Origin of the sequence: Sphingobium sp. (genome assembly GCF_036170395.1) — a bacterium.
In the GTDB taxonomy this organism is placed as follows: Bacteria; Pseudomonadota; Alphaproteobacteria; order Sphingomonadales; family Sphingomonadaceae; genus Sphingobium.
The window spans coordinates 67,320-83,380 of record NZ_JAVHPD010000009.1; the positions used below are offsets into that span (position 1 = coordinate 67,320).

The 16,061-nt window shown below is 67.1% G+C and carries 14 protein-coding genes; 6 read left to right on the forward strand and 8 right to left on the reverse strand.

Going from position 1 to position 16,061, the window contains the following annotated elements:
• Positions 1-2 precede the first annotated feature (2 nt).
• From V2B31_RS03710 to V2B31_RS03725, 4 genes are all read right to left on the reverse strand, one after another.
• A complete protein-coding gene (locus tag V2B31_RS03710; protein ID WP_328275422.1) occupies positions 3-4,184 on the reverse strand; it encodes a translocation/assembly module TamB domain-containing protein in 4,182 nt (1,393 codons plus the stop codon).
• A complete protein-coding gene (locus tag V2B31_RS03715) occupies positions 4,184-6,241 on the reverse strand; it encodes an autotransporter assembly complex protein TamA (RefSeq protein WP_328275424.1) in 2,058 nt (685 codons plus the stop codon). Before V2B31_RS03715 ends, V2B31_RS03710 begins: the two co-directional genes overlap by 1 nt.
• 63 nt (positions 6,242-6,304) lie before the next feature.
• The gene (locus V2B31_RS03720; protein ID WP_328275425.1) at positions 6,305-6,784 is read right to left on the reverse strand and encodes a DUF1465 family protein; all 480 of its coding nucleotides are present in this window, start codon (positions 6,782-6,784) and stop codon (positions 6,305-6,307) included.
• A 106-nt stretch (positions 6,785-6,890) separates the two neighbouring features.
• Entirely contained in the window at positions 6,891-7,070 is a 180-nt protein-coding gene (locus tag V2B31_RS03725) for a DUF465 domain-containing protein (RefSeq protein WP_328275507.1), read from the reverse strand.
• 188 nt (positions 7,071-7,258) lie between these two features.
• On the opposite strand from V2B31_RS03725, the gene V2B31_RS03730 reads away from it, so the two are divergent.
• Positions 7,259-7,417, forward strand: a complete 159-nt coding sequence (locus tag V2B31_RS03730; protein WP_328275509.1) for a YdcH family protein — start codon at positions 7,259-7,261, stop codon at positions 7,415-7,417.
• 139 nt (positions 7,418-7,556) lie between these two features.
• On the opposite strand, the gene V2B31_RS03735 is transcribed toward V2B31_RS03730, so the two are convergent.
• The 4 genes from V2B31_RS03735 to V2B31_RS03750 all read right to left on the reverse strand — a co-directional run bounded on the left by V2B31_RS03735 (position 7,557) and on the right by V2B31_RS03750 (position 10,349).
• Positions 7,557-7,928 carry a PilZ domain-containing protein gene (locus V2B31_RS03735; RefSeq protein ID WP_328275427.1) on the reverse strand — a complete coding sequence of 124 codons (372 nt, stop codon included), beginning with the start codon at positions 7,926-7,928 and terminating at the stop codon, positions 7,557-7,559.
• Between the two features lie 66 nt (positions 7,929-7,994).
• Complete coding sequence (dksA, locus tag V2B31_RS03740) at positions 7,995-8,459, reverse strand: RNA polymerase-binding protein DksA (protein WP_328275429.1); 465 nt, start codon at positions 8,457-8,459, stop codon at positions 7,995-7,997.
• A 534-nt stretch (positions 8,460-8,993) separates the two neighbouring features.
• On the reverse strand, positions 8,994-9,845 hold the full coding sequence (locus V2B31_RS03745) for a hypothetical protein (RefSeq protein ID WP_328275431.1): 852 nt from the start codon (positions 9,843-9,845) through the stop codon (positions 8,994-8,996).
• Positions 9,846-9,911: 66 nt separating this feature from the next.
• On the reverse strand, positions 9,912-10,349 hold the full coding sequence (locus V2B31_RS03750) for a host attachment family protein (protein ID WP_328275432.1): 438 nt from the start codon (positions 10,347-10,349) through the stop codon (positions 9,912-9,914).
• A gap of 95 nt (positions 10,350-10,444) precedes the next feature.
• Between V2B31_RS03750 and serS the strand changes: the two genes are divergently transcribed.
• From serS to rimO, 5 genes are read left to right on the forward strand one after another with little or no spacing between them, the layout of a single operon-like run.
• Positions 10,445-11,722, forward strand: coding sequence for a serine--tRNA ligase (gene serS / locus V2B31_RS03755; RefSeq protein WP_328275434.1), 1,278 nt, complete (start codon positions 10,445-10,447; stop codon positions 11,720-11,722).
• A gap of 18 nt (positions 11,723-11,740) precedes the next feature.
• A complete protein-coding gene (surE, locus tag V2B31_RS03760) occupies positions 11,741-12,502 on the forward strand; it encodes a 5'/3'-nucleotidase SurE (RefSeq protein WP_328275439.1) in 762 nt (253 codons plus the stop codon).
• A 48-nt stretch (positions 12,503-12,550) separates the two neighbouring features.
• Entirely contained in the window at positions 12,551-13,594 is a 1,044-nt protein-coding gene (locus V2B31_RS03765; RefSeq protein WP_328275442.1) for a M23 family metallopeptidase, read from the forward strand.
• On the forward strand, positions 13,591-14,631 hold the full coding sequence (locus tag V2B31_RS03770; protein WP_328275444.1) for a potassium channel family protein: 1,041 nt from the start codon (positions 13,591-13,593) through the stop codon (positions 14,629-14,631). The genes V2B31_RS03765 and V2B31_RS03770 overlap by 4 nt, the downstream gene beginning before the upstream one ends.
• A gap of 35 nt (positions 14,632-14,666) precedes the next feature.
• Positions 14,667-16,049 (forward strand): 30S ribosomal protein S12 methylthiotransferase RimO, encoded by a 1,383-nt coding sequence (gene rimO, locus V2B31_RS03775; RefSeq protein ID WP_328275511.1) that lies wholly within the window; start codon positions 14,667-14,669, stop codon positions 16,047-16,049.
• Positions 16,050-16,061 lie beyond the last annotated feature (12 nt).

Consider the following 16,061-nt stretch of genomic DNA (forward strand, 5'->3'; position numbering starts at 1 on the left):
GCTCAATAATCCTTCGACACGCGCACGTTCGCGCTCTGCCGCCCCAATGTGGAGATTGCGCCGAGCAGCGAGAGCCAGCGCGTGACCTGATATTCGATCCGCGTGGCGCTGTAGCCCTGCCCATCGGTGATGAGTTCGACATAGGTCTTGCGGGTGAGGTATTTGCCCGCCGCGATCGACGTGCCCTGCCCCTGGGTCGGGTCGGCCGCGATGATGCGCAGACGGTCCAGCCCCGCCGCCTTGCGCACCGCGTTGATCGGGTCGAGCCCGCCATCGCCCTGAAGCGATCCCACGGCCGAGGCGAGTTGCAGCGCTTCGGGCGCCGAGAGATTGGTGATCGACGTGCCGAACAGGATGCGCGAGAGCAGTTCGTCCTGCGGTAGCGCGGGCGTGCTGGTGAAGCTGATGTCGGGCTTCAACCCCGTGCCGCCGACATGGATGACGGCGGAAAGATCGCTGACGTCCGCCTCCGCGCTGATGTCGAGCGTGGGGTTGGTGGGCACCTTGCCATCGAACTGGATATTGCCTTCGCGCAGCTCGAAGCGGCGGCCGGCGAACTCGTAGCCGCCGCGCACCAGTTCGGCCCGCCCGGCAATGGCGGGATTGGTCACGGTGCCGCCGATATCGAGATTGGCGCGCCATTCGCTATCGAGACCGAGGCCGGTGACGATCAGCCGGTTGCGCGCCCGCGCCTTGATCGCCAGCGCCCATGGCACGGTGGTGCGCGGCCGCTCAATCTCCTCGCCCCGACGGTTGATCTCTATCACTTTGAGTTCCGGGATCTGCGCGACGGCCGCGGCCCGGCCAAGAGTGAAGCGGCTGCGGTTGAGGACGAGATCGCCGCCGATCGTGCCGCCGACGCCATCGGACTTGATCGTGATCGGGCCGGTCACAGTCGCGGCAATATCGTCCCGTTCCAGCAGCGCGGCATTCTCCGCCTGGAGCGCCAGGTCCATGCCAACCCCGGCGATGCCGTTGAAGGTGAAGCGGCCCGTGCCCGCGACGCCCCCGCCATTTTGCGCGGTCGCGGCGAAGCTGGAGATAACGAGCTGCGCGCCGGAGAAGCGGCCCCGTGCCTTGACTCCGCGCAGCCGCATACCTGTGACCGGGCTGTTGATCGTGGCGGCATCGCTGACGAAGCTGCCGGTAATCACCGGCTGGCCCAGCGTGCCGCGCATGTCGGCCGACACGCCCACCATGCCGCCGATATCGACGATCTCCACGCCCACCAGCCGCCAGAGCGTATCGGCGGTGCCGTTATAGCGCAGTTGCGCGAAGAAAGGCGCGCGGTTCAACCGCTCGACAAGGCCACCGCCCTGCCCCAGCGGATTGAGCAAAGCCTGCGCCTGGCCGATCGTTCGGCCATCGGCGACGAAGACCATGCGGGTCGCCAGCCGATCCTGCGTCAAGGCCGCGTTGACGCCCACGTCCACCGGGCGGGAACTCAGGGACAGGCCGGAGCGGGAGAGGCCACGGATGCGCAGTTCCGCCTTGCCGGTCGGCATCCCGCCGCCGCGCGGCTGCGCATAGGTGAGCGATCCCGTCGCCATACCGCCAAGGCCCAGATTGTCATAGGCAATGTCCAGCAGCGAGAGCGGTAGCTTCTGCATCCGCGCCTCGATCCGGGTCGTGGCCGCGCCCAGTTCGCCCGCCAGTTGCAGCGATCCGCCGGCATAGCTGATCGTGGCGGGTGACAGCCGCCAGCCATCCTCGGTCCGGGTGAAGAGCGCCGCGCGCGTGAGGCGGATCGCGCGCTTGTCGATCGTGCCGCCGGCCGACAGGCGGATGCGGTTATGCTCCACCTGCGCCTCGCCCTGAATGTCGAACAGCCGGCCACGCTGCCCCGACAGGCTCTCGCGCACCTTGCCCACGCCATCGACCAGATCGGCATTGGCGGCGAAGCGGCCGAGCAGCACGCCGCCCACCCGCAGCCCGCGCGCCTGCGCCGTCATGGTGACGCTGGTGCCCGCCGGATCGAGCAGGATCGTGCCGTCGAGCGTACCGCGCCGCACCGCGATGACGGTCGGCCCGTCGAAGCTGGCGTCGTTGGCGGCAAGCTTCAGCTGCACCTGCTGCACGGCGTTGACAGGCTTGAAATTGATGTAGCCGCTGACCGGGCCGGTAACGCCGAGCTGCCCGTCGAGGCCGCCGGCGATCGGACGGATATCGCCGCTGGCGGTTACGCCGGAGACGGCCAGATTGGCGACGCGCACCACCGCCTGCCCGCCGGGCGGCAGCAGGATGACGCCGCGCCCGGTGAAGGGGCCAAGCGTCGATCCGCCCTCCGCCGTATAGCTATAGCCAGCCGCGTCGGGGACAAGGTGCGCGCGCACATCGCGCAGGCCGAGCGCATCGAGCGGCCGTTGCAGCAGCAGGTGGATTTCCGGCCGCTCGATCATGCCGTCGAGCGTCAGTTGCAGCGGACCGTAGCGCTGATGCCGCCCGCTTGCCTCGATATGGAGCGTCTGGTCGGGATTGCGAATGCCGGTGCCGGCGAGCGTCAGCAGCGGCGAATCCAGCGCGAGATTGGTCAGCGCGATCCGTCCGTCCGGCAGAAGCTCGATCTTGCTCCGCGCGCTCGGCAGGCCGCCGCCCAGGGTCCGCAGAAATTCATTGTCGAGCCGCCGGACCTTCGCCGCGACCGCACCGCTCAGGCCGAAGCCGCCGTCTCGGCGCGGCACGGCCTTGAGCTTCGAGGTCAGATCGACGATGCCGAAGCCCCGGATGAAGAGGCCGTTAATCTGTCCGTCCAGCCCGAAATCATAGCGACCGTTCGCTAGGTCGATGAGCATCACCAGCTTTCCGCGCAGCTTGTCCGATCGGAAGGGCATGGGATTGCTGATGATCTGCTGCCCCTTGAGCTGGAGCACGCCGTCGATCTGGAAATTGCGGACGATCCCCTCGACCAGATCGCCTTGCCCGTCCAGCCGGCGCGCCCGCAGGCTAATAGGGATCAGCGCCGGCCCGCGCTCGGCGATGCGCCCCTTGCCTTGGGCGCGAACGTCGCGGATCACCGTCTTGTCGAACGCGATGTCGCGCGCGGTCAGCAGATAATCATAGCCGAGCGACGCGAAAGCGCCGTCCAGCCGCGCTTTCAGCGCCACATCGGTGCCGCGCATAGTCTTGACCAGCGCCTGCGGCCGGGCGAGCTTCACCGCCAGTTGCACATTGTCGAGCGCATTGTTGCGCAGGTCGATCGCCCCGTCGGCGCTGAGGTCGAACGCAGCCGATTGCAGCGTCACCCGCCCGTCGAGAATACGGTCGATCAGCGTCCCGCTCGCCCGGACCGCAAGGCGCGGATCGGCCATGCGGCGCAGCAGGCCGTTGCCCGCGATCGCCTTCCCCTCGATCGTGCCGCGCGCCGAATAGGCGCCGCTGCGGGCCGCCAGCACGAAATCGGCGACCGGCGCGGCGTCGAGCGTGGCGGCAAGGCGGCCGTCCCACGCCGTCCAGCTCCCCTTGCCGCCGATCCGTAGATTGGCCGCCTGCTTGAGCCCCGCCATCGCCGCCAGGATGCCGCCCTTGGGCGCGTTGACGGCCACGTCGAGCGAAAAACGGTCATTATCCGGCCGGCTGTCGAGCGCGATCGTCAGCGCGTCGCCGCCGCCGAGGGTGCGCGCGGTCAGATCGATAATCGCGCGGCCGCCGCGAATATCGGCGTCGCCCGCCATGGTCGCGATCCGCTCCGGCCCCGCCACCCCGCGCGCGATCGTCAGGCGGCCGACCGAAAACTGCATCAGACGGATATCGAAGCCGGGCAGGATCGGCCCCTGCCGGCGGGTCGGGTTCAGCGCCGGCAATTTGTGCAAGGTAGCGCGCGGAATGACCAGCCGGTCGATGTCGAGCCGGTTGGACAGCCAGGCGAAGGGCCACCAGTCCAGCTCCACGCGCGGCGCGTCGAGGAACAGCCCCTTGGGATCGGACAGCGTCAGATTGTGCAGGACCGCCTTGCGGTAGATGCTGCCTTCGATCCGATCGACATGAATGCGCAGGCCGGAGGATGACTTGATGGTGGCGATGCGCGACGCGAGGAAGCGATGCCCCGGCGCGGTGTCGAGCCAGATCAGCGCGCCCACGACGATCCCCAACAACGCCAGCAGCACGCCCAGCAGCCAGCGCTGCCAGCGCCCGTCCCAGGCGCGGCGCGGTCTTGGCGCAGGTGGGGGAGGTGCGTCCTCCGCCATCAGAAAGCCTGGCCCAACGACACATAGACCGCGATCTTTGGATCGCCCGACTGTGGGTTGAGCGGCGTGCCGACATCGACCCGGATCGGGCCGAAATTGCTATAATATCGCACCCCCATGCCCGCGCCGATCCGCAGGTCGCGGAAGCGCGGCAGGAAAGTGGTGGAGATGTTGCCCGCGTCGACGAACGGCACGACGCCGAAATTGCCGAAGCGGATACGCCCCTCGAGCGAAAATTCGGCGAGACTCTTGCCGCCCACCGGATCATCGTCCGGGCCGTAGCGCGGGCCGATCGCCTGATAGCCATAGCCGCGCACCGACGCGCCGCCGCCGGCATAGAAGCGGCGGGACGGCGCAATGCGGTCCACCGTAGACCCAATTATGGTGCCGAACCGCGCCCGCGCGGCGACGACGACCTTTTCCCCCACCGGCTGGTAGAGGCTGCCGTCGAGCTGCACCCGCGCATAGCCGAAGCTGCTGCCCTGGAACGACAATTCGGGGCTGACCCGCCCGCCGAGGCGAAAGCCCTTGCTGGGGTTAAGCAGGTCGTCGCTGCCATCATAAGTGAGGCTCAGCGGCACCGCGCCGATGAAGAAGGTACGCCGCGCGCCGCCGGAAAACGCATCCGCCTCGTCCGACGCGATGAGTTCGGCGCCGACGCGCCAGACCCAGTTTTTCTGGAACAATATGTTGGTCTGCCGCTCCAGCCCGCCCGCCAGCGTGATGGTCCGGGCGTCATAAGCGTCCCGCCGGATGTTGCTGACCGACACGAGGCCGGTCAGCACATTGTCCCGCCTTTTGAAATTGTTGCGGCGGTACGTGAAGGAGGCGGTCTGCTCCTGCGTGCCAACGACGCCGCGCACCGTCACCGCGCCTTCGGGCGGAAAGAGGTTGCGATGCTGCCAGCTCACCTCTGCGCGGTAGCCCTCGCCCGTGCCATAGCCCAGTTCGCCCGCGATCGTCCTGAGCGGCGCGGGGCGCAGCGCGACGTCGAGATCGACATGCTCGCCGTCGCCCGCATCTTGCGGAGTCAGCGTCACCGACGAAACCAGCCCGGTCGCCACGATCGCGCGGCGCAAATCCTCGACATCCGACGCCATATAGGTGTCGCCCGGATCGAAACGGGCGATATCCTGCACATGATCGGCGTCGAACAAGCGTGTGTCGTCCATGCGGATCGCGCCGAACCGGCGGAAGCCGCCGGGCGCGACGATGAGGTCGAGATCGCCCTTGCGCTCCTCATGGTCGATGCGGACTTCGGGCTCGTCCACGCGGGCGAAGGGGAAACCGCTTTCCGCAAGGCTGGTCGCCAGCGCATCGCGCCCCGCCAATATCGCGTCGGCGTCAACCGGATCGCCGGGCTTGGGCAGGAAGGCCGCGCGCAGCTTCGCCTCCCGCTCGCCCGCCTCCGCCAGCCCCAGCACATCGACCGACGCCAGCAGATATTGCGTGCCGGGCACGATGTCGAACGCCACCAAGAGCCGATCGCTGCCAGCGGGCGGCGCGGTGACGGCGCTGCGGATGCGCGCGGCATAATAGCCCTTGGCGCGCAGCAGCCGGTCGAGCAGCTCGCCATCCTCCTTCATCCGGCGGTTGATCTGAGCGAGGTTGGCGGGCTTGCCGTCGCCCTGTTTCAGCACGGACAACTCGTCGAAGCGCTGCGTGAACTGCGCGTCGGCGATGGCGTCCACGCCGTTCAGCTGGACAGTGTAGCGCCGCTCCTCGCCTGCATCGGCGAAGCTCGCCGCCTCTTCCGCCGGCTCTTGCCCCGATGCGGGGTCGCTAGCGGTCGGCGCCGCGTCGACGGCCTGCGCGGCGGGATCAGCGGGATCGGCGGGCAGCGGGACGACGCTGTCGGGCTGGGCCATATCGGGCCAATCGACGCCGATATCGGGCATGGCATCGAGCGACTGGGCGACATCAGGCACGGGATCGGCGGGCGTGGCCTGCTGCGCGCGCACGGCGACCGGCGCGGTCGCCAGCAGGGACGCGATCAGAAGGCGGGCGGCATCCGGGCAGCCAGAGACGCGGCGTTGGAACCGCAAACCATCGGTCATGGCGTGGGTCTAGACCAACTTCCCGTTATAGCGCCAGCCGGAAACGGGCCGGCTGGCTTGGCGTCAGAACGCCTGGCTCAGCCGGTCGAGCAGCGCGCGGGCGGGGCTTATCTCTTCCACAACGCCCTGCCCCATCATCATGTCCATCCGGTCCTGAAGGCGCGACACGCGGTCATACAGTTCCTGGCTCGCGTCGATCAGCGCGCGCGCGGTGAAGGGGAAACTCGCCGCCAGGTCGCCGTCGCTCGGGCTTGCGCGGCCGAGCCGATATTTTTCGTCAGCCAGATCAGCATCGCCGATTTCGCCGCGCTGCCAGGCGCGCTGGCTCAGCAGCCAGGCGATGATGTGCATCAGCCGGGTCGTGACCTTCAATGATTCGCAGGCGAAGGCGACGCGGCGCAGCGGATCGGCCATGCCCTCGTCGAGCGACGCGCCGCCGTCGAAATAGGTGCGCGCCTCGTCGGCCATGACCATCGCCTCGACATAGAGGCCGTCGACCAGGCGGCGGTGAAGTCCGCGATCAAGAAGGGCTGCGCTTTGCATTGCGCTTGACTGCCATATTTCGACAATCCTGTCAGTCCCGTTGCAGCGACGATCAGCCGGATGTCCCATTTGGGATCGGTTAGCGCGGCGTTAACCGCGTCGGCGCTCAGGCGATGATGTCCGGGACCAGCGCGTCCTCCAGCATCGCGATTTCGTCGCGCAGGCGCAGCTTGCGTTTCTTGAGCCGCGCGATCTGCATCTGGTCGCCGCCGCCAGCCGCCGCCAGCGCGCCGATCGCGCTGTCCAAATCGCGATGCTCGATACGCAGATGCTCCAACCGGCGCATGATATCTTCCCGGCTCACCGCGCTTTCGATTCCCCGTCACTGACCCTGACTGCTCCTGATAGCGGCGCAGGACGATGCGGGCCATCGCAAATTTCCAAGCGGTCCATCGCAAAGCGAATGAGCGCGCGAGACAAGCCGCGCGAATCATGATCTACTCAAAAATCCATCGCCCCTGTAAGGAGATTGTCATGGAAAACAGCCACATTTCAGCTCTTTCGGCAAAGCATGCCGGTCTGGAAGCGCGAATCAAGGCGGAGACGAGTCGGCCCATGCCCGACGCCATCCTGGTCGCGTCGCTCAAGAAGCAGAAATTGCGGCTCAAGGAGGAGATGGCGCAGCAGCATTGACGCTGCGCCGGGTCGGCCGGGCGGTCATGCAACGACCGCCGCCGGCCTGATGCTTTCTATCCACTATGACGTGAACAGCCCCGATGACCCGATGGTCAGCGGGGCTTTCTCATGACGCTGAAAGAATGGACAGCGCCGCTCAGCGCCGCGGCAGACGGTGCTGGGCCGAGCGCAGATAGTCGGGCATCGCCTGCTGCCCCTTGCCGGTCACCGGCTTGCGGGCGAGTTGCGGGTCGATCGGCTCGTCGAACGCCAGGCCGATCTTGTCCTCGCGCGACCAGGCGATGGTGCCGCTCACCTGACCCACGCCGCGCAGATCGCAAATGATATGCGCGCCGGCAGGGACCGGCCGCTCGCAATCGGCCATCAGGCCAGTTGCAGACAGGTTGCGCACCCGGGCCTTGCCGAGCGGCGCGCCTTCGGGTGTGCTGAGGGTCGTCAGCAGGAACAGGCTGTCACGCGGCGCGGCGCGCGCCGGTCCCCGGTCAGATATGTCCTGATTGTCGTCCATGCACAAACCCGCGTGAAATTGCCGTTCGATGGCGGGCATCCTAAGCGCGGGGTGATGGAAAAAGGGTTAATCGTCGCGCGAAATCTTTTCCTGCCGCTCATGGCGCTCCTGCGCCTCGACGGTCATGGTCGCGATCGGGCGGGCTTCGAGGCGCCCGAGCGAGATCGGTTCGCCGGTGACTTCGCAATAGCCATATTCGCCCTCATCGATGCGGCGCAGCGCGGCGTCGATCTTCGAGATGAGCTTGCGCTGGCGGTCGCGGGTGCGAAGCTCGATCGACCAGTCGGTCTCGCTCGACGCGCGATCGTTGAGATCGGGCTCGCGCAACGGCTCGTTCTGGAGCACGGCCAGCGTGCCTTCCGCCTCGGCCAAAATCTGTTTCTTCCATTCCCAAAGGCGCTGGCGGAAATATTCCAGCTGCATCGGGTTCATGAAGTCTTCGTCGGCCGACGGACGGTAGTCTGCGGGAAGCGTTACAGTCGATTTGGGCGGCTTTTCACCGTCTTTATCGGAATTCAGCACCGATGCCATCTGGCTCTCCGACTCGTAAAGACCCCGGCGCTTTTCTCTTTGTCCGGGCGCCTATGACTTTGATTGCGCGCCTCATAGCCATCGGCGCGACCCGATACAAGCGGACATTCGCTGCGCTCGCGCGCGCCATCGAGTCGCTCCGCGCGCCCGCCGCCCCTGCCCTGGCGCAAGCCGCCTTAACATCGCGCAAGGCCGCCGTGCCAGAGTGGGACGTTAACCATATCCCTTGATCGGACGGCAGCTTTTCCCTCGACTTGGAAGCCAGATTCAGGGTTAACGGCATTGAAGTTAACCCTTTCTTTTGCGTTCTTAGGCACAGGAAGTTCCCGACACCCTCCAGGCGCAAGCCGCGGCGGGTCCAGCGGCAACAAAGATAAGAGTGGATCCTATGTCGGTACGGATGGCTTTGGCTAAATTGTGTGCCTGCACCTGTGGCGGTGCGATCATCGGCGGCGGCGCCGTCCATGTCGCCGAAAGCGCGCGCCCCGCGGTGGTCCACAGCAGCAAGAGCATGAAGGCCGCGCCCAAGAAGCGCTACGCGGTGCGGACGGTCAAGCGCAAGGTCGTGCGGACCGTGACCGCCTGCGCGCCGCAGACCGTCACCGTCACCAGCCAGCAGGCCCCCGTGCCCCTGCCCGCGCCGATCTCGATGGCGCCCGCCGAAATGCCGGTCGTCTCCGGCGGCGGCGGCGCGGTGCCGATCGTCATGGGCGGCGGCGGCGGCTTTGGCGGCGGCGGGTTCATCGGCGGCTTCTTCGGCGGCGGTGGCGGCGGCAGCGGCGGATCGGTCGTGATCTCGTCCACCAGCAGCTCGACCGGCGGTATCAGCAGCTCGACCAGCTCCGGCAATATCTCGACCTCGTCGGGCAACGTGTCGACCTCGTCGGGCGTCAGCTCCAGCTCCTCTTCGTCGTCGAGCAGCAGCTCATCCTCCTCTTCCTCGTCCAGCTCCTCTTCGAGCAGTTCGGGCGGGTCGAGCGGCGGCAAGCCGGGCAAGCCCGACCATCCGCACAAGCCGCCGCATTCCTCCAGCGGCAGCTCGGGATCGAGCGGCAGCTCCGGGTCCAGCGGCAGCTCGGGATCGAGCGGGTCGTCCAGCTCGTCTTCCTCCAGTTCCTCCTCGTCGAGCGGTTCCTCTTCTTCGTCAGGCGGATCGTCGAGCTTCGGCAGCACGGGATCGAGCGGCAGCAGTTCCTCCTCTTCGTCGAGCAGCAGCTCGTCGAGCAGTTCCTCTTCCAGCAGCTCGAGCGGGGGCTCGAGCAGCACCGGCGGCACGGACGTTCCCGCGCCGCCCATGGTGCTCCTGTTCGGCGCGGCGGCGGTCGCGCTGGTCGCCCGCCGGCGCTTCGCCGAGCGGAAGGCGCAAGGCGCGGCCTGACCGGTCAACCGAATGGACAAAGGAAAGGGCGGTCTGCGGTTAGCGGGCCGCCCTTTCCTTTTGCGCCAGTCGGCTCAGCTGGCCGCGATCAGCTTCTCGATCTCGGGCACCGGATGGTTGGTCAGATCCTTCGCGATCTCGCCCACCAGCCGATCCTGCACTTCCTTGTGCAGATGCTTGCGCATTTCGCCGAGCGCCGTTGGCGGTGCGACGATGATGAGCTTCTCATAATCGTTGGCGAAGGCGCGCCGCTTCAACAGTTCGGCGGCCTCTGCGGCGAACCGCTGTTCCTCCAGCTCGTGATAATCATTCTCGCCCATCGTGCCGGACTGGGTGCCGGTGCTGGAGGACTGCCCCGCCTTGTCCGACGCCTGATCGAGGTGAGAGGGATTGTCCTGCTGCTTCACCGCCTCGGCTTGCAAGTTCGGATAGTCGCCGTCGCCTTTGTTGCGGAAGAAGAGCAGCTTGCGCCCGTCCGCCACCAGCACCATCGCGTCATGATCGATCCGCATCTCCGTCTCCTTGGCTTGGCTTGCGTGATGCGGGGTCAACGGACCAGCGGACGCAGGGTTGCGTGGCCGCGCGCGCGGCGGCATAGCGCTGCCCCATGCACGACATCCGCTTCATCCGCGAAAACCCCGCCGCCTTCGACGCCGCCCTCGCTCGCCGGGGGCTGACGCCGCTGTCGGGCGAGATATTGGCGACCGACGAGCGGAGCCGGGCGATCAAGACCGAGTTGCAGCAGGGCCAGGCCCGCCGCAACGAGGCGAGCAAGCTGATCGGCCAGGCCATGGCGGCGAAGGACATTGCCACAGCGGACGCGCTCAAGGCCGAAGTCGCTGCATTGAAAGACCGGCTACCGGCGCTGGAGGCGGAGGATCGCGAAACCGGCGAGGCGCTCAACGCCATGCTGGCCGCCATCCCCAACCTGCCCGCCGACGACGTGCCCGATGGGTCCGACGAAACCGACAATGTCGAACTGAGCCGCTGGGGCAAGCCGCGCGCATTCGACTTTACGCCGCAGGACCATGCCGACTTCGGCCCTGCGCTGGGGCTGGATTTCGAGGGCGGCGCGGCGCTCTCGGGCGCGCGCTTCACAGCGCTGCGCGGCCAGATGGCGCGGCTGCACCGGGCGCTCGCGCAATATATGCTGGACACGCAGACGAGCGCAAACGGCTATGAGGAAACCGCCGTCCCGCTGCTGGTGCGGGACGAGGCTTTGTTCGGCACCGGGCAACTGCCCAAATTCGCCGAGGATTTGTTCAGGACGACGGACGGCCGCTGGCTCATCCCCACCGCCGAAGTCTCGCTCACCAACCTCGTCGCGCAACAGATCGTGCCCGCCGAGAGCCTCCCGGTGCGCCTCACCGCCCTCACCCCCTGCTTCCGCTCGGAAGCCGGTTCGGCCGGGCGCGACACGCGCGGCTTCATCCGCCAACACCAGTTCGAGAAGGTCGAACTGGTCGCGATCTGCGCGCCCGAACACTCCGACGCCGAGCATGAACGCATGTGCGCCGCGGCGGAGGGTATTCTTCAGGCGCTCGCCCTCCCCTATCGCAAGATGCTGCTCTGCGCCGGCGATATGGGCTTTGGCGCGCGCAAGACCTATGATCTCGAAGTCTGGCTGCCGAGCCAGCAGACCTATCGCGAGATCAGCTCCGTCTCCAACTGCGGCGACTTCCAGGCGCGGCGCATGAACGCGCGCTACAAGCCCGAGGGGGAGAAGGCGACGCGTTTCCTCCACACCCTCAACGGCTCGGGCCTTGCCGTGGGCCGAACCTTGGTGGCGGTGCTGGAGAACTACCAGCAGGCCGACGGCAGCGTCACCGTGCCGGAAGCGCTCGCCCCCTATATGGGCGGCATCACCATATTGCGTCCCAGATAAGCCTTCCCGGAGTGACCCATGCGCATATTGCTGACCAATGACGATGGCGTCCACGCCCCCGGCCTTAGGATATTGGAGCAGATTGCGCGGTGCTTTTCGGACGATATCTGGATTGTCGCGCCGAGCGAGGAGCAATCGGGCGCGGGCCATAGCCTGACGCTCACCCGCCCCCTGCGCATCCGCAAGCATGGGGAGAAGCATTACAGCGTCACCGGCACGCCCACCGACGCGGTCATGATGGCGGTCGGGCATCTGATGAAGGAGGCGAAGCCCGACCTCATCCTTTCAGGGGTCAACCGCGGCGCCAATCTGGCCGAGGACGTGACCTATTCGGGCACGGTCGCCGCGATGGAGGGCGCGATCTCGGGCATCAAGTCGATTGCCTTGAGCCAGGTCTATGCCCGTGAAGGGATGGGTGACGCCGTGCCCTTCGCCGCCGCGCTAGCCTGGGGTGAGCGGGTGCTGCGCCCCTTGATCGACATGCCGCCCAGCCCCCGCCTGCTGTTCAACGTCAACTTTCCCGCCATCGAGCCTGAAGCGGTCAAGGGCGTGCGGGTCGTGCGGCAGGGCTTTCATGACGTGGATCGCACCCGCATCGTCGAAAGCACCGATCCGCGCGGCTATCGCTATTACTGGTTCGGCCTCGGCTCCAGCGACGCCGTGCCCGAGGGCAGCGACCTGGGCGCGATCGCGGAGGGCTATGTCACCGTCACTCCGCTCCATTACGACCTGACGCAGGACAGCGCGATGGCGGCGACGGCGGCGGCGTTCGCACCATAGCCATGGTTAAGGGCTAGCAAGCATCGCGCGATGCGATAAACAACCGCGATGCAGCGCCTGCTCCTTCCCATGCTGCCGCTCGGCCCGCTGATGCTGTCCGCCTGCATCCCCGCCGAAGCCGACCGCGGCGCGCCGACGCCCACGCCTCCGCCCCGGCTCGACGCTGACGCCTCGGCGGTCGATCTGGCCGAACCCGAGCCGGTCTGGACCGCGCAGCAAGTCGTGCCCAATGCGCGGCCGGTAACCGCGTCGAGCTATATCGTCCAGCCGGGCGACACGCTGCGCGGGATCGGCAACCGCACCGGCGCGGGATCGGAAGCGATCGCCCGCGCCAACGGCCTCGCCCCGCCCTTCATCATCCGCGCCGGGCAGAAACTGTCCATCCCCGGCGGCCGCTACCATCTGGTGGCGGAGGGCGAGACCGGGATCGCCATCGCCTCGGCCTATGGCGTGGCGTGGAGCCGCATCGTAGCGGCCAACGGCCTTGCCGAACCCTTCGTGCTGCGGCGCGGCCAGCGGCTGCTACTGCCCGACGACACGCCCACCCGGCCGCCCAGCATCGAACAGCGCGCCGCCGCCTTCCGCATCGACATTGACGATGTGCTGACCGGCGGCCAGCCGGCCGCGGCCGATAATGCTCCGACACCTGTCGCGTCCTCGCCGCGCCGCCCGCTGCCCACCAACGTCCCCATCGCGCCGCCCGTGCGCTTCGCCGGCAGCTTCGCCTGGCCGGTCAGGGGCACGATCCTCTCCCGCTTCGGGCCGGGCGAGAGCGGCGCACGCAACAACGGCATCGACATCGCCGTGCCGATCGGCACGCCAATCAGCGCAGCAGCGGACGGCGTCGTCGCCTATGCAGGGGACAAGGTAGCGGTATTCGGCGGGCTGGTGCTGCTCAACCATGGCGGCGGCTGGGTCAGCGCCTATGGCCATGCCAGCCGGGTGGATGTGGTGCGCGGGCAGAAAGTGACCAAGGGCCAGGTCATCGGCCTCACCGGCGACACCGGCTATGCCAGCAAGCCCAAGCTGCATTTCGAACTGCGCAAGGACCGCGCGCCCGTCAACCCGCTGGGTCAGTTGCCGCCCGCATGAGGATCAACGATCCGCAACAGCGCGCCGACAAGGCGGGCTTTCTGCGCCGCCGCTCGGCGCTGCCGCTCTGGGCCGACCTCGCCTGGCGGCTGGCGCTGGTGTTCGGGTTGATCGCGATCGTGCTGGCGCTGCACTGGTTCGGGCGCGATGGGCTCAAGGACAATTACGACAACGCCATCAGCTTCATCGACGTCCTGTATTTCACCACCGTCACGGTGACGACGGTAGGGTATGGCGACATCGTGCCGGTAACGCCCGAAGCGCGGCTGTTCGAATCGATCTTCGTGACGCCGATCCGGCTGTTCGTCTGGCTGATCTTCCTCGGCACGGCCTATAACCTCTTCTTCCGCAACATTATCTACAGGTGGCGCATGGCGCGTATTCAGGCCGATCTGCACAATCATATTGTCGTCACCGGCTTTGGCACCAGCGGGCAAGAGGCGGTCAACGAACTGCTGGCGCGCGGCGCCGACGCGCGCGAGATCGTGGTAATCGACGGCAGCGAGAAAGCGCTCGCGGAAGCCGAGGCGCTGGGCTGCAACATATTGTGCGGCGATTCGACCCGCGACCGGACCTTGAAGGACGTGGCGATTCACCGGGCGCGGAGCATGATCGTGTCGGCGGGGCGGGACGATACGTCGATCCTCATCACGCTTACCGCCCGGCACCTCGCCCCGCGCCTGCCGATCAGCATCGTCGTGCGCAACGAGGATAATGAACTGCCCGCGCGGCAGGCGGGTGCGACCACCGTCATCAACCCGGTCAGCTTCGCCGGCCTGCTGCTTGCCGGGAGCACCAGCGGCAAGCATATCGCCGATTATATGGCGGACCTCGCCGCTTCCGGCGGGCGGGTGAAGCTCAACGAGCGCCCGGTGCTGCCGCAGGAGATTGGCGGGCCGCTTTCCGCCATCCGCACCGGCCTTGGCGTGCGCCTCTATCGCGACGACCGCCCGATCGGCTTCTGGGAGCCGGAGGCGCAGAAGCTCCAGACCGGCGACTGCATCATCGAGATTGTGGAAGGCGCAGCGGCAGGCTGAAACCGCCCCCCGTGACATTCGCGCGCAAAATCCCTATGTGCGCGCCGATCATGGCAACCAAAATCCCCGACGCCCCGAAGGTGGGCATGGTCTCGCTCGGCTGTCCGAAGAATCTTGTCGACTCCGAACGCATCCTGACCAAGCTGCGCTCCGACGGCTATCAGATGTCGGCCGACTATGCCGGGGCGGACGTGGTGCTGGTCAACACCTGCGGCTTTCTCGATTCGGCCAAGGAGGAGTCGCTCGAAGCCATTGGCGAGGCGATCGCGGAAAATGGCCGCGTCATCGTGACCGGCTGCATGGGCGACGAAGCGGACGTGATCCGCGCGAAATTCCCGCAGGTGCTGGCCGTCACCGGCGCGCATCAATATGAGCAGGTCGTCAACGCGGTGCATGACGCTTCGCCGCCCGCGCCCAACGCCTATGTCGATCTGGTGCCCGAAGGCGGCCTCAAGCTGACCCCGCGCCACTACAGCTATTTGAAGATTTCCGAAGGCTGCAACCATCGCTGTTCCTTCTGCATCATCCCTTCGATCCGGGGCGATCTCGTCTCCCGCCGCATCGACGCGGTGCTGCGCGAGGCGGAGAAGCTGGTCGCGGCGGGGACGAAGGAACTGCTGGTCATCAGCCAGGACACGTCGGCCTATGGCGTCGACGTCCGTCACGAACCGCGCCAGTGGAAGGGCCATGAGGTCCGCACCCACATGACCGACCTCGCGCGCGAACTCGGGCAGCTCCGCACGGCGGAAGGCCGCGCCCCCTGGGTTCGGCTGCACTATGTCTATCCCTATCCCCATGTCGATCATGTCGTGCCGTTGATGGCCGAAGGGCTGCTCACCCCCTATCTCGACATCCCGTTCCAGCATGCCGCGCCGAGCGTGCTCAAGGCGATGAAGCGGCCCGCCAACGAAGCCAAGGTGCTCGACCGCATCCGCAAGTGGCGGAGCATCTGCCCCGACATCGCGATCCGCTCCACTTTCGTGGTCGGCTTCCCCGGCGAGACCGAGGCGGATTTCCAATATCTGCTCGACTGGCTGGACGAAGCGCAACTCGACCGCGTCGGCGCGTTCCGCTTCGAGCCGGTCGAGGGCGCGGCTGCCAATGCCCTGCCCGACGCGGTGCCCGAAGAGGTCAAGGAAGAGCGCTACCAGCGCATCATGGAAAAGACCGCTGCGATCAGCGCCGCCAAGCTCGCCGCCAAGGTCGGGCGCGTGCTGCCGGTCATCATCGACAAGGTCGGCGAGCCGGACGAGGAGGACGGCTCGATCGGCGCAACGGCGCGCTCACAGGCCGACGCGCCGGAGATCGACGGCAATGTCTTCCTGCGCGACGTCAGCGCGACGTTGAGGCAGGGCGACATGATCGACGTCCTGATCGAGGACGCCGACGAGCATGACCTTTATGGGGTGCCGGCCTGAATTTTGTTCCTG